This window comes from Bacillus sp. lyk4-R2A-2, assembly GCF_030209735.1.
GTDB classification, from domain to species: Bacteria; Bacillota; Bacilli; order Bacillales; family Bacillaceae; genus Bacillus; species Bacillus pumilus.
Window position 1 is genome coordinate 257,424 of the sequence record NZ_JARVRK010000005.1, and the last position, 20,311, is coordinate 277,734.

The following is a 20,311-nucleotide window of genomic DNA, read 5'->3' on the forward strand; positions in this document are numbered from 1 at the left end:
TCAAGTGAAGAAAAAGTGGAGTGGTTTAGTGACAGATTACAAGCAGTACGCTTTTATTTTGCTTGCTGTCAGCACCTTTTTATATATTGGTACGATCATACCAAACCAACACATCGAAGCATCTCCAAAAATGCTGATGATGGGAATTGATTGTATTTTCTTATTAGCAGCTTTTCTTTGTGTGAGACGCGCGATCTTTTTTCAAAAGAAACTGCAAGAACTAGATGAAGATTAATTCGAAAAGTCTCCTCATATACGTGAGGGGGCTTTTTTGATTGTATTGGACAATCGGACAAGAATAAATGTAGAAATTTAGTCAAACACACAAAAATCATCTATTTTACTAAAAACAGGTTTACAAAATGGTGCTTGCTGGATATACTAACAAAGTAATTAAAAACGTAAAGGAGGCTGAAGAATATGTTATTCGTATCTACTTGTGAACAATTCAACCAACAATTTCATCATGTCATCAGCCTGTGGAAGAGCTCGTGTCCTTCCTTTACCTTATACGGTGCACGCTTCAAAACTGTTTAAGTAAACGAGGATTTTACGTATCATCCATTGCAGGTTGGAAGACACTGTCTTTTGATCTGCATTTTTGTGTGCCCACAGGTCAACTGACAAAGAAGATCTGCGGGCTATTTCGCGTGCTGCGAACTGAAGGGAGGTGAGCGTATATGACAATCCATTTATTTTTTATCACATTGACGATCCGACGAAAATACAAAGACATTGAAACAGTTCTTTATGAACAACAAGTCGAAACATTTTATGAAGAAATGAAGCAGAAACAACTAAAGTACATGAACTAAAATACGAAAAGAAAAATGCGAAAAGGAGGAGATTGACATGTTTATGATGCTTGCAATACTTGATTGTTATACTATGGAGAAGGACCAGGTTTAGACACGCTCCACATTGATCATCTGCACATATGATATCCGTAAAAGGAGATTGTGAGGTGATCAACGAATGTCGATGTCACCATATATGAGGTTTCCGTCAGTGGGGCACGGATATGCATCCATTCCGCATTCCTTAAAGCATGGATACGGCAATCCGTACCGAATGCAAAGAGAGCAAGAGGAAATGCTCAGACAATATATGTATCAGTACCGAGCTTATTGGTATTAAAGAAAAGGAGCAGGAAACGTTATCGTTTCCTGCTCCTTTTACATTAGCAAATCCAGCTTGCACCGATGATGATCAACAAAATGAACAGTACAACAAGCAATGCGAATCCGCCTGCAAAGCCGCCACCGTAACCACCGCAGCCTCCAGCATAACCTCCACCAAAGCCCATAATCTAGCACCACCTTTATCTAATCAAGATACATTCATAAAATATGCAGCTCATGCAGAAAACGAAATCAATCTGAGCACAATTAATGAAAACGCCTATTCGGATTAAATTTTTTGAAGTTCTGCGAAACATTTTCTGAAAAGATGCCGTCTAATCAATAACAAATGATTAGGACTAGGTCTTAAACTTTGTTAGGTGTGAGCCGATATGAAAAGTAAGAAAATTCGTAAATAGTTTTATTTACTGGTGCAAAGCAGGTGTTAACATTGATTCAAAGCTGGATTGGAAAACAAATGAGGGAACCAAAAGGCTTGTTCTCAAAATGGGTTGCCCGCTATATGGAAAAAAATCATCATAATATCAATGAATGGACGATTCAACTCTTAAATATACAAGAAAATGACCGGATTTTAGAAATCGGTACTGGAAGAGGCATGACATTATCGAAGGTAGCAGAGAAACTTGATCGCGGTAAAGTATATGGAGTGGATGCCTCTCGTCATATGATCAAATATGCAAAAAGAAAACATAAGAAGCTTGTGGAACAGGATAAAGCCGTTGTGACTCTTGGTAAAGCCGAGCATTTACCTTTTGAAGACAGATCATTCAATAAATTATTTACGGTGCAGACCATTTATTACTTGAAGGATATTGAGCAAGTCATGAAGGAAGTGTACCGCGTTCTTCAAGTGGATGGAGAAGTATTCTTATCATTCCAACAGCAGGAACTGATGAAGGAACAAAAGCAGTCACATTCTTTTTCATCGTATAGTGAACAAGAGATCAGCCGCCTATTTTCAGCGTATCACTTTAGAGAAGTTTCGGTTTATCACTATGATACATACATCTGTATCAAAGCGTTAAAATGATGAAAATATTTCCCAGGTAATGAACAAGCATTCTAAAAGAGGCTCTTCGTGAGAGGAGCTTCTTTGCGTGTCATTGAATCATGTTTGAGCGAATTAAAAAAAGTCTCTTCATCAGAAGAGACTTTTGTATATGATGTAGGCGCCAGCCAGGTGTGTAAGGAATGATAGTATATATAAGGAATTTGTTTGTCGATTAAGGATACCTGTCTGGCTTATTTATTATATCGACACCGTTCTTCAAAAGTTTAGCTTTTTTTTCAATATTTTCTTTTTTATTTGACTGGAAGATACATTTTTCTCTCCGTGATAGACATTTTTCGCTTTTTTTTATCAATTGTGCCATTTGGAGCAGGGAATTGCTTCAGAAGTAGAGAAAATTGTAGAGACTTCATTTTTAAACAAAAAGGGAGGAATGAAAATATGTCGGGAAACAAAGGTGTCGTTTATAAAGGAGCAGGAAATGTAGCAGTTGAGGATATTGGATACCCTGATTTGATTTTAAGAGATGGCCCGGGTGTACCGAAAGCCAATGTGGGGCGCAAATGTGAGCATGGCGTCATTTTAAAAGTAGTGACGACGAATATTTGCGGAAGTGACCAGCACATGGTGAGAGGTCGTACCACTGCGCCTGCAGGACTAGTCCTTGGTCATGAAATTACAGGTGAAGTCGTTGAGGTTGGACGAGATGTGGAGTTTATTCAAAAAGGAGACCTTGTGTCCGTTCCCTTTAATATTGCTTGTGGACGATGCGTCATGTGTAAGGAACAAAAAACCCATGTGTGCTTAAATGTAAACCCGGACCGTCCAGGCTCTGCCTATGGATATGTCGATATGGGCGGATGGGTTGGCGGCCAATCCGAGTACGTCATGGTGCCATATGCAGATTTCCAGCTGCTGAAATTTCCAGACAAAGATCAAGCGATGGAAAAAATACTTGATCTAACGATGCTTTCCGATATTTTCCCGACAGGTTTTCACGGTGCTTATACAGCTGGAGTAAAGCCTGGTTCGACCGTATATATTGCCGGTGCAGGGCCAGTAGGTCTTGCCGCAGCACATTCCGCTCAGCTCCTTGGCGCTTCTACGGTCATTGTCGGTGATTTGAATGAACAAAGGCTGGAGCAGGCCAGAAGCTTTGGCTGTGAGACGATCAATTTAAGAAAACATGATCGAATCGGCGAACAAATCACCAATATCTTAGGAGAGCCAGAAGTAGACTGTGCCGTCGATTGTGTCGGCTTTGAGGCTTCAGGTCATGGAGATCAAGGAGAAGCACCTGCAACCGTTTTAAATACAATTATGGATATTACCAAAGTTGGCGGTAAACTCGGAATCCCAGGGCTTTACGTCACAGAAGACCCAGGTGCAGTGGATGCTGATGCAAAAGTTGGATCACTGAAAGTGCGAATTGGACTCGGCTGGGCAAAAGCCCATACCTTTGTGACAGGCCAAACCCCTGTCATGCAATATCACCGCAGTCTAATGAAATCCATTTTAAGCGGAAGAGCACAAATCGCCAAAGCGGTGAATGCAACCGTCATTAACCTTGATCAAGCCCCTCAAGGATACAGCGACTTTGATTCCGGTGTAGCGAAGAAATTTGTCATTGACCCGCATGGGATGATTTCTAAATAATGAATCAATGAGAATAATCGAAAAAACTTACGGGAGATTATATCCTGTGAGTTTTTTTATGTTCTATTTTAAAATGACCTGTACTATTCTCCTGCAATACATCTCATGTTAAAATATATGAATTGGAAAAATTATTCTACAGTTGAAGTTCATACCAGATAATTTAATTGATATTAAATGACTAGGGAGAGGTATTGATTGCTAAACGTACACAACATCAAGAAATATTATGAAGATAAACAGGTATTAAAAGGGATAACCTTTCACTTAAAAAAAGGAGAATCTTTTGGACTATTAGGTCCGAATGGTGCGGGGAAATCCACATTGATTGGCATCTTGACAGGGCTGATTCATGCCACAAGCGGTACCATAACGATTGAAGGTATAGATGTAAAAAAAGAAACAAAAAAGGCGCAGCAAATGATAGGAATTGTTCCGCAAGAGATCGCTTTATATTTACATTTGACAGCAAAAGAAAATTTAATGTTTTGGGGGAGAATGTATGGACTCAAAGGAAAAGAGTTGAAAAGCAGAGTACAAGAAACACTTGAGCTAATTGGTCTTAAAGATAGAGCAAATGATCAAGTGAAAGTATTCTCTGGAGGAATGAAAAGAAGAGTAAATATCGGTTGCGCGATATTACATCAACCAAAACTATTAATCATGGATGAGCCTACTGTAGGCATAGATCCCCAATCTAGAAGTCATATATTAGAAACAGTTAAGACATTAAATGGAGAAGGAATGACCATTATATATACTAGTCATTACATGGAAGAAGTTGAATTTTTATGTGAAAGAATGGCCATTATGGATCATGGGTCTATCATCGCTTTAGGGGATCAGCATGAATTAAGTGAGTTTGTCGGAAATCAAAGAGAAATTGTTTTGACCATAAAATGTGAACATGGACAAAATGATATAGATCGAGTGCGTCAATTCATACATGAAGTCGACCCTTTAAAGGAAATCGACGTTCAAGGAAATCAAATGAAAATATTTGATCAACATCCTCAGCAATTATTAAGTCATCTCATTCAAGGTGTGACCGCATTAAATATTCAAATTATTTCAGCAGAAATCGTAGAACCAAATTTAGAAAATGTCTTTTTGTATTTAACTAGTAAAAATTTGAGGGATTAGACTGTTTAGAGGTGAACACATGAGCATCTGGGTTGTACTAAAAGATCTATTATTGTTTTTTAGAGATAAGAAAAGCTTTTTTACACTTTTTTTTATGCCTATTATATTGATTGCTATTTTAGGTGCAGCATTTGGAGAGAATATGAAGCAAGAAAGTGAAGTCAGCATCAATTCATTTCGTGTAGGAGTTACAGATCAAGATAAGTCCGCTACAAGTAAAATGTTTCTATCGACATTGTCTAAGAATGAGCTCAGTGACATCATTGATGTAAGGGTCATCTCCAAAGATCAGCTAGAGAAAGATTTAAATAATAGAGAAATCAAAGTGGGCATCATCATCAAGCCAAATTTTGAAAAAAGCCTATTTAATCATGAACATGTGCAATTGAATATTTTGAAAGGACCAAATTCAGCCTTACAAGAAATAGTCTTAGAAAATGTGGTTCTACAATTCTTTCAAAATTATCATATGAATCGTATTCTGATGCCGTTAAATCAAGGTGAAAAAGTGGAAATCGTTTCTCATCAACTAAAGAAGGAACTGGTGAACGAAAGGGATATTCATATGAACAACCAGCCGATCACTTCTTTCCAATACTACTCGGGCGGGATGGGTGTTCTCTTTTTATTAATGACTGTTGTTTTCTTAGTTGGAAGTATGATAGAGGAAAAAGAGGAAGAGGTTTATAAAAGGTTAGTTGTATCAAAATTAAGCAATACTAGTTACATCGTTGGGAAGTTATTGGGTATTGTTTTGATGAGTATGATTCAACTTGCGGTCATTATTTTATTTACTAGCTTTGTCTTTAAGGTGAACTGGGGAGAGCCTTTTACTGTTGTTATGATCGGATGTAGTTTTATATTAAATGCTGCAGGTTTCGGAGTGCTGATTGGTTCTTTTATCAATAGAGAAAAAACGTTTAACAGTGTGGGGATTTTAGGAACTCAAGTGTTAGCTGCTTTAGGTGGGAGTATGGTGCCCTTATACTTATTCCCACAATGGGTGATTGATATCAGCTATTTTTTACCTAATTCTCTTGCACTTCAAATGTTTTTGAAAAGTATGGCAGGTGCTGATTTTAGTGAAATTCAAAGTGGATTATTACTTAGCTGTGGGATGGGACTTGCTTTCTTCATCATTGCTTTATTAAGAATGTCTTTTGAAAGGAAGCATCACTATGCATAAAATATCAGCCATTATTGCTTTAAAGCTAAAAGAAACATTAAAGTCTCCATTGACCCTCATTTTTTTATTTGTTATGCCAATCGTATTTAGTTTTATTTTTGGAAGTACGGCATCTGATACTAAGAAACCTACAGTTGCTTTTATTCAAGAGCCCAGTCAAGATAATCTGAATCAAGAAATTTTTCAGATTCTCGAAAAGAACACCAAATTTCTTTGGGTAAAGGCGACTAAAAGTGAAGCAAAAGAATTATTATCCGATGAAAAGGCAGTTGCGTCTATTACAGTCACGAATCAATTAAAATCCCATTTAAAAGAAAATAAAGAAATTTTTGATGTGACGGTTTATAAGAAAACAGAGGAATATGCGGTCTTAGCTCCCTATTTAAAAGAGACGGCGGCCATCATTTATCAGATCAATCAAGGTGTGAAAGAGCAGAATAGCGTTTCTCTTATCAATGCACTGAAAGAATTAAACGAATCTGGCACCATTTCATTGGATGAAGACAATCTAAATAGTCAAGCAAGTCAGCACCCAAATTTAATACCACTTGGTTTTACGATCATGTTTATGATGTTTGCGATCTCAAGCTCGGTGTCGTCTATTCATTTGGAATATAAAGATTATACATGGCAAAGATTGCTTTCGAGTCCTATCCATAAAGTATACGTGTTACTGGGATATTTCATTGCTTATTTCCTTCTTGGTTGGCTACAATTAGGCGTTTTATTGACCGTCTTATCTGTGTTCTTCAACATGTACTTAGGCAATCTCATTCTCATTTTCTTGTTTGGGTCATTCGTTATTGGACTTGTAGTGAGTTTAGGTTTTATGATTGCCACTTTATCTCATACAAAGAAACAAACTGAAATCTTTAGTGCAATTATCATCGTAGGAACATGCATGTTAGGTGGTGTTTATTGGCCTTTGGATATTGTTCCAGACATCATGAAGAAGATCTCAATGGCCATTCCACAAACATGGATGATGTCTGGTTTCGGTGAAATCATGAGCGGCACCGTCAATCATTCAATCTTATTACTAGACACGACGGTTTTAGTTGCTTTTACGATTGTATTTATGATCATTGGGTTGAAAAGTATCAGGTCATATTAATCACTTTATCTTCTTCGTTTCATTCTTCCGTATACAAAAACCCCCAATAGCTCGCTTGCTATAGGGGGTTTTTGTATACATGTAATCTCATCAAAATGGTGTGGTGAAAGAAATCGTGAAAATGCCTAACACATTCCTTACATTTATCAAATTTCTTTTAATAGGTGTTATAGAATACGTTGTGAAATATTGATTACGATATAACTAGTCACACTTCATTCAACAGGGAGCTTCCTTTCTGCTAGCCGTGCATTGAGTATATAATCCTCTGTTAAATCCACAAATGCCTTTAAAGCAGGGGACATCCATTTGTTTTTATGCCAAAATAGTTGGATTTTCGTTGTGAAACAGGGTTCCATCCAGTTGATTTTAATGATATTGCCTTCCGCTATTTCTCTTTTCACAGAAATTTCGGGAAGTACAGCGATTCCTAAGCCTGCCATTACACATTTTTTTATGGCTTCTACATCTGCTAATTCTAGTTTACTTCGCGGTTTTGCTCCCGCCTGTGTTAATGAATGTTCAAAGGCGTAGCGATAATCACAGTCTTCAGTTAACAACAATCTTTGCTCGTTCAAATCAATTGGATATACTTGTTGTTTTTTGCTCAAAGGATTTGTTGGACAGCATACAATGGCCATCGGTTCATCTTTTAATTCTTTTACAAGTAAATGTGAGGATATTACAGGATTCATGGATAATAAAGCGACATCAATTTGTCCTTCTAATAATAGATTTAGAACATCCTTTTCCGCTATTCCTGGGCGGAAGATCAGTTCGACTTTTGGATACTTTGTTTGAAAGTCCGTTAAAATATGAGGAAGCCGGTAGGTGCATTGTGTTTCAGATGCACATATTCTCAAAATGCCGCTTGGCTCATTCATTCCGCCAACAGCCTCTAATGCTTCCCCTGTTAAGCCTAAAATTTTATCCGTATAATGTTGAAATTGTTTGCCAGCTTCTGTTAAGATCACCCTTTTTCCAAGCCTTTCAAATAGAGGGGTTCCTAGCTCTTCTTCCAATGCAACAATATTTGCTGTGATGCTAGATTGAGCATAACCAAGCATTTGTGCAGTTTTTGTAAAGTTTAATACTTTTGATGCTGTTTGGAACATCATCAGTTGTTTGATCTCCAACTTCAAGCCTCCCTAAATCGGACGAGCCGATTGATATCATCAGAAAACCTCTATAGATTGATCATAACATTTTTACTATCATAAAAGTAAGCGCTTGCAAGTTGTATTATTTCAAATATTCAGATTTGAAAAGGGGAGATGGCTTTGTTTGAAGTGATTGTCAATTCAGTGAATGATTTTTTATGGACATATATTTTAGTAGTCATGTTAATCGGCATAGGAATTTACTTTACAGTGAGAATGAAATTTATGCAAATTGTCTTACTAAAAGAGATTTTCCGTTCTATTTTTGAAAAAGCGCCCAAAACCAAAAAGGGAAGTCATGAAATTTCCTCTATGCAAGCTTTTTTTATTGGAGCTGCTACAAGAATTGGTACTGGAAATATGGCAGGCGTAGCCATTGCCATCACAGTGGGCGGTCCAGGAGCTATTTTTTGGATGTGGTTTGCGGCCGTTTTAGGGGGGGCTTCTGCGTTTGTTGAAAGTACACTAGCTCAAATTTATAAAATTAGAACAAATGATGGATTTAAAGGGGGACCAGGCTACTATATTCAAAAGCAATTCGGAATGAAGTGGCCAAGCAGGGTTTTTGCCTTTTCTGTTATTCTTAGTTTCGGCTTAATTTTTAACGCTGTACAAACGAATACAATTACAAATGCCTTTCAATATTCATTTGGGATCAGCCCAATTGCCATGGGGCTATTTGTCACAATTTTTACTGCTTGCATCATTTTTGGTGGTGTCAAGCGAATCGCTAATTTTACACAAATCATTGTGCCAATTATGTCGGCATTTTATATCATTTTAGCACTTTATGTGATTGTCACAAATATCGGTGCTGTACCCGCGGCATTAACAAGTATTATGAAAAGTGCGTTTGGGTTAGAGCAAATCGTTGGGGGCGGGATTGGTGCTGCGATAATGAACGGTGTAAAACGTGGGCTCTTTTCCAATGAAGCAGGAATGGGAAGTGCTCCAAATGCCGCTGCTGCCGCTAATGTTTCGCATCCAGTAAAACAAGGGTTTGTTCAATTATTAGGTGTATTTTTTGATACATTAGTTGTTTGTAGCTGTACTGCCTTTATTATTATGCTATCGACAGTAGAAACAGCTGGTGAATTATCTGGTATCGAAATTACACAAGCAGCAATGGCACAGCATTTTGGATCTTGGGCTAGTATTTTCTTAGCATTTGCTATATTTACTTTTGCTTTTAGTTCTATTGTAGGTGGCTACTATTATGGTGAAGCCAATATCGGTTTTATCCATAAAAGTGTAACAGCGCTATTGATGTATCGAATTATGGTATTAATGATGATCATGTTTGGGGCTGTGGCCAACATACAAATCGTTTGGACGTTGGCCGACTTGTCGATGGCCATTATGGCAATTGTCAACTTGATTGCGATTGCAATTCTAGGCAAGTTCGCTTTTGCCGCTTTGGATGATTACATTCAACAAAGATTGTTAGGCAAAGATCCTGTCTTTTATGCATCTAGCATACCAGGTTTAAAAGAAATAGAATGGTGGGGAGCAGAAAAACAAACTGCTAACTCCATAAACACAAATGAAGGAGTAGAAAAATCATGATGAATTTTAAATATCATTGCCAAACAAAAATGATGATGGGGACTGGTCAATCAAAAGAAATCGGATCTATAGTAGAAGATATTGTATTGCCGGGTGCCACAGTTATGCTGGTGACGGACTCTGGTGTGAAGAGCGCAGGGCTCGTTCAGCCTATTGAAGCGTATTTGCAGGAAGCTGGTTATTCTGTCGTTGTATTTGATCAAGTATCTCCAAATCCTAGAGATAGTGAATGTCTAGCTGGTGCAGAGCTCTTTAGAAAAGAACAAGCATCAGCGGTCATTGCGATTGGTGGCGGAAGTCCAATGGATACGGCGAAAGCGATTGCTTTATTAGGTCCAAATGGCGGCATTCCTGAAGATTATATATCAGGGAAGAAGGCGTATGCTAATCTATCTCCATTAATTTGTATCCCAACAACGGCTGGTACTGGTTCTGAGGTGACCCGTTCATCTGTCATTACGTTAGCTGCTTCACATAAAAAAATCACATTAAAGCATGGCTTGCTTCGGCCAACCATTGCGATTTTAGATCCTGCCCTTACATTGACGGTGCCAAAAGGCATAACAGCCGCAACAGGCGTGGATGCATTGGTACATGCTATTGAGGGCTATTCATGTAAAGTAACAAATCCTATTTCGAAAGCAATGGGTGCAAGTGCAATGGAGACAATTGTGAAATACTTACCCAAGGCATATGAAAATGGATCTGATCTAGAAGCGAGATATAAAATGCAGGAAGGGAGCTTACTAGCCGGCTTATGCTTCGGTTCAGCCGATGTCGCAGCCGTTCATTGCTTAGCAGAAGCACTTGGTAGTCTTTATGATACACCTCATGGTATCGCAAACGCGGTATTTTTGCCTTATGTTATGCAATTCAATGCAGTCGAAAATAAGGTATTACACGCAGAGCTTGCCAAAATAATGAGCTTTGCAGATAAAACGGATTCAGATGATGTGGCGATTCAAAAATTAATTGATGGCATGTATACATTCACAAAAAAATTAGGTATTCCAGCACTAAAAGATTTATCTTATGTAAAAGAAGAGGATTTTGAAAAAATGGCTGAATTAGCAGAACAAAACGGCTCTACATCAAGCAATGTTCGTACTGTTACGAAAGCCGACTACTTAGATATTTTAAAGGCTGCTTTTTAAAATCACCATATAGAAAAATAGAATCAATGAATTCCAAAGAAACACCCTCTTCATGACACGATCACTTGGAGGGTGTTCTTTTATGTTTCATGTGGCTAGGTATCGTCTATATATGAGTGGTATGATAGACGACAACATCTGATGGAGAAAGGGTTGGATAAACAATGAAATTTCACAATAAAACCGTTATCATCACAGGCGCAGCCAATGGAATTGGTGAAATGATCGCCTGGGGCTATGCAAAAGAAGGAGCACGAGTGGTGCTTGCGGATATAGATGAAGAAAAGGGTAATCGCTTGGAGGAAAAGCTAAAAAAAGAATCATTAGAAGCTTATTTTAAGAAAACGGATGTGAGGCAAGAAAAGGAGATTCAGCAGTTCATGTCGTTTGCGGCGGAGCGCTGTAAAACGATTGATATTCTCATTAATAATGCTGGTGTCATGTACACAGTATCGCCTTATGAATTAACGCTTGATGAGTGGGATCGTGTGTTACAGACGAACCTAAGGGGGACTTTTTTATGTGCAAGAGAAGCAGCACGTTATATAAAAGAGAATCCAAAAGGCGGTTCTATTGTGAACATTTCATCCACCCGCGCGACCATGTCAGAGCCTCATACAGAAGCATATGCCGCATCAAAAGGCGGAATATCTGCGCTGACTCATGCCTTAGCGGCTTCTTTTAGTTCGGATCATATCACGGTGAATAGCATTTCACCTGGATGGATTGAAACGAAGGATGAGGAGAATCTTCGAGAGATCGATCACCAGCAGCATCTTTCCAATCGAGTCGGCACGCCAAAGGATATTGTGAAGGCCTGCTTTTATTTAACCGATGAGGAGAATCAATTTGTGACCGGCACAGATTTAGTCGTTGATGGCGGCATGACCAGAAAGATGATCTATGCTGATTAACTTGAAAAAACATTGACGCTTTGATCAAGGCGCAGTACAATATGTAACAATTCAGGTGAAGATCGTGATGAAATAAAGACATAGCGCAAATAGAGAAGAGTACATCATGAGCTGTCCCGCACAGAGAACTCCGTGAAGCTGAGAAGGAGCCGGGCAGCATGATGGAACCAAGCCTCTTAGCTCTGCACCGGATTCCTTCAGATGATGGTGCAGCGATATTCTCCCGTTACAGAGATGGGTTCATGATGACCTGCTAAGGTTCATCTGGCAACAGATGAATAAACTGAGGTGGCAACGCGGAGTAAATCCCGTCCTCAAGACAGAAATGTCTTGGGGGCGGGATTTTTTTATGAAAAATAGGAGGAAAAGTGATGAAAAAACATTGGCGGGATATGAGTTTGCTGCTTGGAGCCATCGGAATTGCGAACATAGGAGAATGGATTTATATGATTGCTCTCCATCTGCTCATTTTTCAAGAAACGGGCTCTGTGCTGGCTGTAACAGCCGTCTATATGCTGAGACCGGCTGCGGCTCTTTTGACAAACAGCTGGTCTGGCAGTTTGATTGACAGGCTGAATCAGCGGAAAGTGATGATCAGCTTAGATATCAGCCGAGCTATCCTGATCGCATGCATACCCTTTGCGTTATTTTCAGGACATCTGCTCATCCTGTATGTGATGGTGTTTCTCATTCAAATGGCACAAGCGATGTTTCATCCAGCGTCGATGGTCTATATGACAGGATTGATCCCGGCGAATAACCGAAAACGGTTTAATGCCATTCGCTCATTATTACAATCGGCTGGGTTTTTACTTGGCCCCGCTGCAGCAGGTCTGCTTTTTTTAGTCGGTACACCTGTTTTTTCAATTTATATAAATGCGATCTGCTTGTTGGTATCTGCTCTATTAACAATGTGTTTACCGAATTTGCTCAAACAAAATGCTGGCCAAAAGGGTTTTACCCTTTCAATGTTAAAAGAGGATGCGAGGCTTGTTCTTCGATTTAGTTTGACATCACGCCAAATTATGGCGGTGTATTTATTATTTAGTGCCGCTATCACGGTACTTCCTACTGCCATAGACTCTCTTGAAACAGCCTTTGCAAAAGAAGTGCTTCTGCTAACTGATACACAATATGGTCTTCTTGTGAGTATAGCTGGGGCAGGCATTATCGCAGGCGCAGGTCTCAATTCGGTGATTGTGGAAAGGCTGCCTGTTTCGATCATGCTTGGGATTGGCAGTTTGTTTGTGGCATGTGGCTATCTCATTTATGCTTTTTCCAGCACATTGTTTATAGCCGCTGTTGGATTTTTTATATTAGCATTCTTTTTAGCATTTGCGAACACAGGTTTTATGACTTTCTATCAAACGAATATTCCGATAGAGGTGATGGGGAGGGTAGCCAGTTTTTATGCTTTAGTTGAAGCCATTCTGACGATCATGCTGACAGGTGTCTCTGGTGGGCTTGCACATGTTTTATCAATCCGAACCTCCGTTGTCACCGGGAGTCTATGTATGCTTCTTGTCTGTTTATTGCTATGTTTTGTCATCTTTCGTCCATTGACTGGCAAAAAGATAGTGCATCCTACTTAGAAAATTAAAAAAATTATGTTATAATTATTTAAGTAAGTTAATTAAATTGATGAGAAAAGGAGTCTTACACATGAAAGCACTACGCTGGCACGATCAAAAGGACATTCGACTAGAGGAAATTGATGAACCAAAAGTTGCTCCAGGAAAAGTGAAACTTAAAGTGAAATGGTGCGGCATTTGTGGTAGTGATTTACATGAATATCTAGGAGGACCTATCTTCATTCCAGTGAATGAACCTCATCCACTGACAAAAGAAAAAGCACCTATTACACTGGGGCATGAATTTTCTGGTGAGGTTGTTGAAGTAGGAGAAGACGTCAGCAATTACAAAGTAGGCGACCGAGTGGTTGTTGAGCCTATTTTTGCAACTCACGGACATCAAGGTGCTTACAACTTAGATGAAAACATGGGCTTTTTAGGACTTGCCGGAGGCGGCGGTGGATTCTCTGAATATGTATCTGTCGATGAAGAATTACTTCATTTATTACCAGACGAAATTTCATATGAGCAAGGGGCACTTGTAGAGCCTTCAGCAGTTGCTTTATATGCCGTTCGTTCTAGTAAAGTACAAGCTGGCGATACAGCGGCTGTGTTTGGTTGCGGACCAATTGGCTTGCTTGTTATTGAAGCATTAAAAGCAGCTGGTGCTACTGATATTTACGCAGTAGAATTATCTAAAGAACGCCAAGAAAAAGCGAAAGAGCTTGGAGCGATCATTGTTGATCCTTCTCAATATGAAGATGTTGTTCAAGAAATTGCACGCCGTACAAACGGTGGCGTCGATGTTTCTTTTGAAGTGACAGGTGTACCTGTTGTATTGAAGCAAGCAATCCAATCAACTAGAATTTCAGGTGAAACAGTCATTGTAAGCATTTGGGAAAAAGGCGCAGAAATTATGCCAAATGACATCGTCATTAAAGAACGTACAGTTAAAGGGATCATCGGCTATAGAGACGTATTCCCATCTGTATTAAACTTAATGAGAAAAGGCTATTTCTCTGCTGATACACTCGTTACGAAAAAAATCAAGCTTGACGATGTAATCGAGGATGGCTTCAATGCATTAATCAATGAAAAAGATCAAGTGAAAATTTTAGTTAGTGCTGAATAGTAAGACAACGAAGGGGAATGGCAAAAGCCATTCTCTTTTCTATTCATAGCGATCAATCAATGGAAAGAGCAGGACAATTTCCTTTAACACACTTAAAAAAAGGTGAATAAATGGATCAAAAAAAGTCGATCAGGTTCTCGTGCCTGATCGACTTTTTTATCGTCCAAGAGATCTTCCGTACACGCTGACTCGTTTCTCTAACAAGGCAAAAGCGAGTTCAAAGAAAATGCTCAGCAGCCAATAGATCAAAGCAGAGACGAGATACGTTTCTAAAAACTGATAGCCGTCGTTCGCAATGATTCGGGAAATCCCCATGATCTCAAGTACTCCAATCGTAAACGAAAGAGAGGTGGCTTTTAATAGCTGAATGAGCTGATTGCCTAAGTTCGGCAGGGCTACCACAAATGCCTGCGGCAAAATAATGCGCATCATCGCTTGGCGTGTCGTCATCCCCACAATTTTTGCCGCTTCAAGCTGTCCTTTGTCTACCGCAAGAAGTGCACTCCGAACGACCTCTGTTAAATGGGCGGCTGAATGGAGGCTGAATGTAATAAGGGCAACAGCTAATGGGGAGACCATATCTGGATGAAAGGTCAGCCCGAATGTACCGCTCACTTTGGTTAGAACAAAAGGAAGTCCATAAAAGAAAGCGAACAACTGAACAATAAGAGGCGTTCCTCTAAAAAAGGAGACATAGAGCGTCACAAGCTGCCTGAGTACAGGAATGCGGAAGAGACGAATGAAAGCAAAAACAGATCCAATCATCAGGCTTACAGCCATGGAAACGAGTGCAATCAATAAAGTAAAAGGAACGCCTTTTAGAATAAGAGGTACTTGGTCAATCGCAAATGGAATATCAATGGTTTGCATCAAATCGCCTCCTTAACGTGACAGGCTGGTGCGGCCTTTTACAAATTTCCTTTCAAGCAGCATGGTGATCAGTTCAATACTCATGCAAATAAGCCAATACACAATCGCAATGATCACATACACCTCAAACAGACCGATTCCGTAGTTATTTCCTAAAATGATCTTCACCTGCCCCATGATATCAATGAGTCCGATTGTAAAGGCAATTGCCGTGTCTTTGACGAGATCAATGGTGTAATTTCCGAGGTTCGGCAGTGCAATGAGGAAGGCCTGCGGGATAATGATCCTAATCAACGCTTGTGTATCTGTCATCCCAACAATGTAGGCGGCCTCCAGCTGATCCTTCCCGACAGATGAATACGCACTGCGAAAAACTTCAGATAAATAAGCGCCCGTATGTAAAGAAAACGTCATCATCACAAATAGCACACGATCCCAATGATTGATTTGAATCCCTGCCACAAGCAAAAGCTGAGGCAGTCCAAAATAAATCAAGAAAAGCTGAACAATTAAAGGTGTACTCCGTGTAAAAGATAAATAAATAACAGCCAATTGCTTCAGTACTGGGATTTGCTTGATACGAATACATGCAAATAGCAAGCCGATGATGATGGCAAAAAACAATGACACGATAATAATGAGAAAAGTGATTGGCAGGCGTTCAAGCACCTGTAAAAAAATGCGCAGCCAATCTCCAGCTGTAAACGTCATGACGCTTCATTCCTTCCTTCATTTTGATCGCCTTGCTCTGAGATGTCATCAATATCTTGAAAGAAATCAATCCCAAACCACTTTTTCGCCAGCTTAGGCAGTGTTCCATCATCAATCATCTCTTGTGTGATCCGGTCCAAATCTTTTGCAAGCTTCTTCTCGCTTGGCTGTAAGACAAGATAGATAGGCTCCTTTGACACAATGCCGCCAACTTTGACCTTTAGGTTTAAATGCTTTTGAATGGTATCAAAGGTTGAAATGTTCATAAATGCTGCATCTGACCGTCCACTTTCAACGCGCTTTAAGTTAAGCTCATTTGAAGGGCTCTCAATAGTCGTCAGCGGAATATCCGGATCATGCTCTTGATTATATTGATTTAATATCGAACGCAAGCCTCCGCTAGGGCTGACAGGAGCCAGCTTTTTAGATGTCATATCATCAAGCGATCGAATCTCTTTGTCTGATTCATTCACAATTAAACCTGTCATCGAATAACCATACGGAACCTTAGGGTAAAGGAAACGCTTTTCACGTTCAGGATTACTAAAAAACCAATTAGCCGCCATTTCAAACTTCCCTGCGCCTACACCAATTAAATTCGATTCTTCCTCGCCAAAAATGTAATCAAAATGTACGTGAGGAAGTCTTTTTTCCACTTCATTTAAATAATCAATGTTATAGCCAATTGGTTCGTTTCGGTCATTTGTTGCTAAAAAGGGTGGATTGACCTCTGCACTTAGTGCGACTTTTACAATTTTTCTACCATCATCTGTCGTGGTTTTCACACTGCTGCAGCCCATCAGAGAAAGAAAAAGCAGAAGGACACCGGACATCATGAATGCTGTCTTTTGTTTCATTTGTCTTTCTCCGATTCTTGCCACATGCCGCGATGAATTCTTGATAAAAATTGTTTCGTTCGTTCATGCTGTGGCTTCAATAGGACGTCTTCTGGTGAGCCTTTTTCAACGATTTCGCCATCTGCCATAAAGATCACCGTATCCGCCACGTCCTTTGCAAAAGAAATTTCATGCGTCACAATGACCATCGTCATGCCTTGACTTGCAATATCTTTGATCATTTCTAGAATTTCTCCTACCATCTCTGGGTCCAGTGCCGACGTAGGTTCATCAAACAAAAGCAATGAAGGGTTCATCGCAAGAGCGCGGGCTATGCCAATTCGCTGCTGCTGACCGCCGGACAATTCACTCGGAAATGCATCCTTTTTATGTAGCAGTCCAATCCGCGTTAAAAATTGCTCCCCTACCTTTTCAGCTTCTTTTTTAGACATGTTTTGAGACACGATCAATCCTTCTGTAATATTTTCAAGTGCTCGTTTATTCTGAAACAAGTGATAATGCTGAAACACCATGGAGGATTGCTGCCTGAGTTTTAGCAGATCTTTTTTATGATATCGTTCAAATTGAATCGTGGCTTCACCAACCGTCAGTTCACCTTTGTCTGGAATATCGAGGCTGTTTAAGCTGCGAAGAAGTGTTGTTTTTCCTGACCCGCTCGGTCCAATAATGGCGACCACTTCACCTTCTTGTACGGTGAAATCAATGCCTTTTAACACATGGGTCTGCCCATAAGATTTATGTAGATTAGTAGCTGAAATCATAAAAGCATCACGTTCCTTTGACATATGTACTTAATATTGATAAAATTTAACACATTAAATCCTATAAGTAAAGTGTGTTTTATTTATTCCGATTGGAAAAATCAGATATGATAGATTGTGAGATATAGAGGAGTTGGATACGTTTTGTCTAAAGCATTATTTGTCGATACCGATTTTCAAAAAACATGGCTCAATCAACTAGAATCTCTTCGTGAAACGATCGAACAAACGGCAAAAGAACATGATGAAGGCGCTTATTTTCCTGAAAAAAATATTGAATCATTAGTAGAGATGGGCTATACAACGTTGTCTCTTCCTGCTGAATACGGAGGCGGAAGTCAATCTGTGAAAGATATGGTTCTGTTTCAAGAGACGCTCGGCAGTATGGACGGAGCGACCGCTTTATCAATCGGCTGGCACCAAGGGGTTGTAGGCGAAATTTACGAAAAGAAACAATGGAATGAGCAGCAGCTGCAATTCTTTGCGGAAGAAGTGAAGAAGGGCGCCCTTGTCAACCGTGCCGTGAGCGAGGCGCAGACAGGCAGTCCAACAAGAGGCGGGAAGCCTGGGACAACAGCCACTAGATCAGGTAATGAGTGGATCATCAATGGACGTAAAATTTTCACAACGATGTCACCGGCACTTACATACTTTTTAGTCGGCGTATGGATCGAGGAAAAAGAGGCCATGGGCTTCTTCTTAATTCACCGTGAGACAGAAGGTGTTTCAATAGAAGAAACGTGGAATGTTGTGGGCATGAGAGGAACTGAAAGTCATGATTTAATCTTAGATCAGGTGAAGGTTTCAGATGACATGCTTGTGGAGGTGCAAAAAGGGCCGCGGGGTGTTACGCTAAATCCTTGGATTGCACATATTCCTTCCTGCTATTTAGGGATTGCGCAAGCGGCAAGAGACTATGCTGTTCAGTATGCCATCACCCACTCACCGAACAGCATCAGCGGAACGATTAGTGATCTGCCAAATGTCCAAACACTGATTGGCGAAATCGACTTACTATTAAAGCAAGCACGCCACGTCATCTACTCAACGACCACTTTGTATGAAAAGCCAGAGAAAAGAGAGCTGTTAATCAATGAATTTGGTGCTGTGAAGCATACCGTCGTTAATCATAGTTTGCAAGTTGTCGATAAAGCTATGCGTTTAGTGGGTGCGAAAAGCTTAAGCCTAGACTGTCCACTGCAGCGCTACTATCGAGATATTCGTGCCGGGCTCCATAACCCGCCAATGGACGATATGACGATATCAAAAATGGCGAAACAGGCCATTCAAGAGAAAAAAGAGAGCTAATATACAGTAAAAAGCCGGATAAATCGGCTTTTTTTTATTTGAAAGAAAAGAGGACAAGCGTACCTTATATCCCATCGCTTAAACATGCTACAATCATGGCAATCATGGGAAAAGGAGCGGTTGTCTTGAAGAAAAAGTATATAAAATGGCTGTTTTCTAGCATCATGCTGATGGCACTTTGTATCAGCCAGCCTTCATCAACTGTAGCAAGATCACCAGCGTGGTCAGTAGATGAATTCTTTAAAAATCGGGAAGGCACGTTTGTGATTCAAGAAGTAGAAGAAAAGTCCCCTTGGGTGTATAACAAAAAAAGAGCGAAAGAGCGCTTTGCACCTCAATCGACATTTAAGGTAGCAAATGCCTTAATCGGACTCCAAACGGGCGCAGTGAGAGATGAATACGACATCAAATATTGGGATGGCGTAAAAAGAGAGATTGACAGCTGGAATAGGGATCATACATTAGGATCTGGCATGAGAGATTCAGTCGTCTGGTACTATCAAGCCATGGCACGTGACATTGGAGAAGAACGTATGAATCATTGGGTGAAAGCCATTCATTATGGGAACAAAGACATATCTGGCGGAATCGATCAATTTTGGTTAAGTAGTACCCTGCGAATTTCTCCTATCGAACAAGTTCGTTTCCTCAAACAGCTATATGAAGAGACTCTTCCATTTGACCTAAAGAACATGAGAACAGTTAAACGAATGATGGTACAAGAAGAAGAGAAACACGCCACCCTATACGGAAAAACAGGCTCGGGATCAGGTATCGGCTGGTACGTAGGCTTCATCAAACATGAAAACAAAACCTACATCTTTGCCACAAATATCGAAGGCACCGGAATAGAAGCAAAAGAAATCACCTATCGCATTTTGAAAAAATATCATTTGATTGAAGCATCCGTTTAGGGTGCTTTTTTTATGTGAAAAAGGGGATTTATTGATAAGTTGATGATATATGGTTTAGTTTGAAAGAATGATATATTTATTGAAATATATTGAAGTATCATTTCAAATGTATTATTATATATGGCGTAATGTTACAAATG

Annotated in this window: 21 protein-coding genes; 15 read left to right on the forward strand and 6 right to left on the reverse strand. The window is 39.7% G+C overall.

Translation table 11 applies throughout. From position 1 onward, the window contains the following. Positions 1-4: 4 nt before the first annotated feature. The 3 genes from QRN39_RS08100 (at position 5) to QRN39_RS08110 (ending at position 1,137) form a co-directional block, all read left to right on the forward strand. Positions 5-235 carry a YrhC family protein gene (locus QRN39_RS08100; RefSeq protein WP_284906822.1) on the forward strand — a complete coding sequence of 77 codons (231 nt, stop codon included), beginning with the start codon at positions 5-7 and terminating at the stop codon, positions 233-235. Positions 236-680: 445 nt separating this feature from the next. Further along, entirely contained in the window at positions 681-815 is a 135-nt protein-coding gene (locus QRN39_RS08105; RefSeq protein ID WP_012010698.1) for a YrzI family small protein, read from the forward strand. 160 nt (positions 816-975) lie between these two features. Next, positions 976-1,137: a hypothetical protein gene (locus QRN39_RS08110; protein WP_159037603.1), complete on the forward strand. Its 162-nt coding sequence runs from the start codon at positions 976-978 to the stop codon at positions 1,135-1,137. A 43-nt stretch (positions 1,138-1,180) separates the two neighbouring features. On the opposite strand, the gene QRN39_RS18465 is transcribed toward QRN39_RS08110, so the two are convergent. Further along, positions 1,181-1,306 (reverse strand): YjcZ family sporulation protein, encoded by a 126-nt coding sequence (locus QRN39_RS18465; protein ID WP_003216180.1) that lies wholly within the window; start codon positions 1,304-1,306, stop codon positions 1,181-1,183. Between the two features lie 266 nt (positions 1,307-1,572). On the opposite strand from QRN39_RS18465, the gene QRN39_RS08120 reads away from it, so the two are divergent. From QRN39_RS08120 to QRN39_RS08140, 5 genes are all read left to right on the forward strand, one after another. Beyond that, positions 1,573-2,175 (forward strand): class I SAM-dependent methyltransferase, encoded by a 603-nt coding sequence (locus tag QRN39_RS08120; protein WP_335365449.1) that lies wholly within the window; start codon positions 1,573-1,575, stop codon positions 2,173-2,175. Between the two features lie 420 nt (positions 2,176-2,595). Beyond that, positions 2,596-3,810, forward strand: a complete 1,215-nt coding sequence (gene fdhA, locus QRN39_RS08125) for a formaldehyde dehydrogenase, glutathione-independent (RefSeq protein WP_050943691.1) — start codon at positions 2,596-2,598, stop codon at positions 3,808-3,810. Positions 3,811-4,008: 198 nt separating this feature from the next. Then, positions 4,009-4,953 (forward strand): ABC transporter ATP-binding protein, encoded by a 945-nt coding sequence (locus tag QRN39_RS08130; RefSeq protein WP_284906824.1) that lies wholly within the window; start codon positions 4,009-4,011, stop codon positions 4,951-4,953. Between the two features lie 19 nt (positions 4,954-4,972). Continuing rightward, positions 4,973-6,139 carry an ABC transporter permease gene (locus tag QRN39_RS08135; protein ID WP_284906825.1) on the forward strand — a complete coding sequence of 389 codons (1,167 nt, stop codon included), beginning with the start codon at positions 4,973-4,975 and terminating at the stop codon, positions 6,137-6,139. After that, complete coding sequence (locus tag QRN39_RS08140) at positions 6,132-7,253, forward strand: ABC transporter permease (protein ID WP_284906826.1); 1,122 nt, start codon at positions 6,132-6,134, stop codon at positions 7,251-7,253. Before QRN39_RS08135 ends, QRN39_RS08140 begins: the two co-directional genes overlap by 8 nt. A 215-nt stretch (positions 7,254-7,468) precedes the next feature. Here the strand turns inward: QRN39_RS08140 and QRN39_RS08145 are convergent, their stop codons facing one another. Continuing rightward, a complete protein-coding gene (locus tag QRN39_RS08145; protein ID WP_284906827.1) occupies positions 7,469-8,389 on the reverse strand; it encodes a LysR family transcriptional regulator in 921 nt (306 codons plus the stop codon). 138 nt (positions 8,390-8,527) lie between these two features. Between QRN39_RS08145 and QRN39_RS08150 the strand changes: the two genes are divergently transcribed. The 5 genes from QRN39_RS08150 to QRN39_RS08170 all read left to right on the forward strand — a co-directional run bounded on the left by QRN39_RS08150 (position 8,528) and on the right by QRN39_RS08170 (position 14,750). Then, positions 8,528-9,979, forward strand: a complete 1,452-nt coding sequence (locus QRN39_RS08150; protein ID WP_050943696.1) for an alanine/glycine:cation symporter family protein — start codon at positions 8,528-8,530, stop codon at positions 9,977-9,979. Continuing rightward, entirely contained in the window at positions 9,976-11,133 is a 1,158-nt protein-coding gene (locus tag QRN39_RS08155; RefSeq protein ID WP_217012240.1) for an iron-containing alcohol dehydrogenase, read from the forward strand. Before QRN39_RS08150 ends, QRN39_RS08155 begins: the two co-directional genes overlap by 4 nt. Positions 11,134-11,297: 164 nt before the next feature. After that, on the forward strand, positions 11,298-12,047 hold the full coding sequence (locus tag QRN39_RS08160) for an SDR family oxidoreductase (protein WP_284906828.1): 750 nt from the start codon (positions 11,298-11,300) through the stop codon (positions 12,045-12,047). 371 nt (positions 12,048-12,418) lie between these two features. Beyond that, the gene (locus QRN39_RS08165; protein WP_284906829.1) at positions 12,419-13,639 is read left to right on the forward strand and encodes an MFS transporter; all 1,221 of its coding nucleotides are present in this window, start codon (positions 12,419-12,421) and stop codon (positions 13,637-13,639) included. A gap of 70 nt (positions 13,640-13,709) precedes the next feature. Continuing rightward, complete coding sequence (locus tag QRN39_RS08170; protein ID WP_050943700.1) at positions 13,710-14,750, forward strand: 2,3-butanediol dehydrogenase; 1,041 nt, start codon at positions 13,710-13,712, stop codon at positions 14,748-14,750. A 156-nt stretch (positions 14,751-14,906) separates the two neighbouring features. Here QRN39_RS08170 and QRN39_RS08175 read toward each other — a convergent pair whose 3' ends face one another. Genes QRN39_RS08175 through QRN39_RS08190 form a run of 4 tightly spaced genes read right to left on the reverse strand, consistent with a single transcriptional unit; the run spans position 14,907 to position 17,949 of the window. After that, positions 14,907-15,620, reverse strand: a complete 714-nt coding sequence (locus QRN39_RS08175) for an amino acid ABC transporter permease (protein ID WP_284906830.1) — start codon at positions 15,618-15,620, stop codon at positions 14,907-14,909. Positions 15,621-15,632: 12 nt separating this feature from the next. Beyond that, complete coding sequence (locus QRN39_RS08180) at positions 15,633-16,331, reverse strand: amino acid ABC transporter permease (RefSeq protein ID WP_050943702.1); 699 nt, start codon at positions 16,329-16,331, stop codon at positions 15,633-15,635. Beyond that, positions 16,328-17,188, reverse strand: a complete 861-nt coding sequence (locus QRN39_RS08185) for an amino acid ABC transporter substrate-binding protein (protein WP_050943703.1) — start codon at positions 17,186-17,188, stop codon at positions 16,328-16,330. The genes QRN39_RS08180 and QRN39_RS08185 overlap by 4 nt, the downstream gene beginning before the upstream one ends. Continuing rightward, positions 17,185-17,949 (reverse strand): amino acid ABC transporter ATP-binding protein, encoded by a 765-nt coding sequence (locus QRN39_RS08190; RefSeq protein WP_050943968.1) that lies wholly within the window; start codon positions 17,947-17,949, stop codon positions 17,185-17,187. The genes QRN39_RS08185 and QRN39_RS08190 overlap by 4 nt, the downstream gene beginning before the upstream one ends. Before the next feature lie 144 nt (positions 17,950-18,093). On the opposite strand from QRN39_RS08190, the gene QRN39_RS08195 reads away from it, so the two are divergent. Beyond that, positions 18,094-19,257 (forward strand): acyl-CoA dehydrogenase family protein, encoded by a 1,164-nt coding sequence (locus QRN39_RS08195; RefSeq protein ID WP_050943704.1) that lies wholly within the window; start codon positions 18,094-18,096, stop codon positions 19,255-19,257. Between the two features lie 125 nt (positions 19,258-19,382). Then, positions 19,383-20,171 (forward strand): BPU family class D beta-lactamase, encoded by a 789-nt coding sequence (gene blaBPU, locus QRN39_RS08200; RefSeq protein ID WP_050943705.1) that lies wholly within the window; start codon positions 19,383-19,385, stop codon positions 20,169-20,171. Positions 20,172-20,311: the final 140 nt, after the last annotated feature.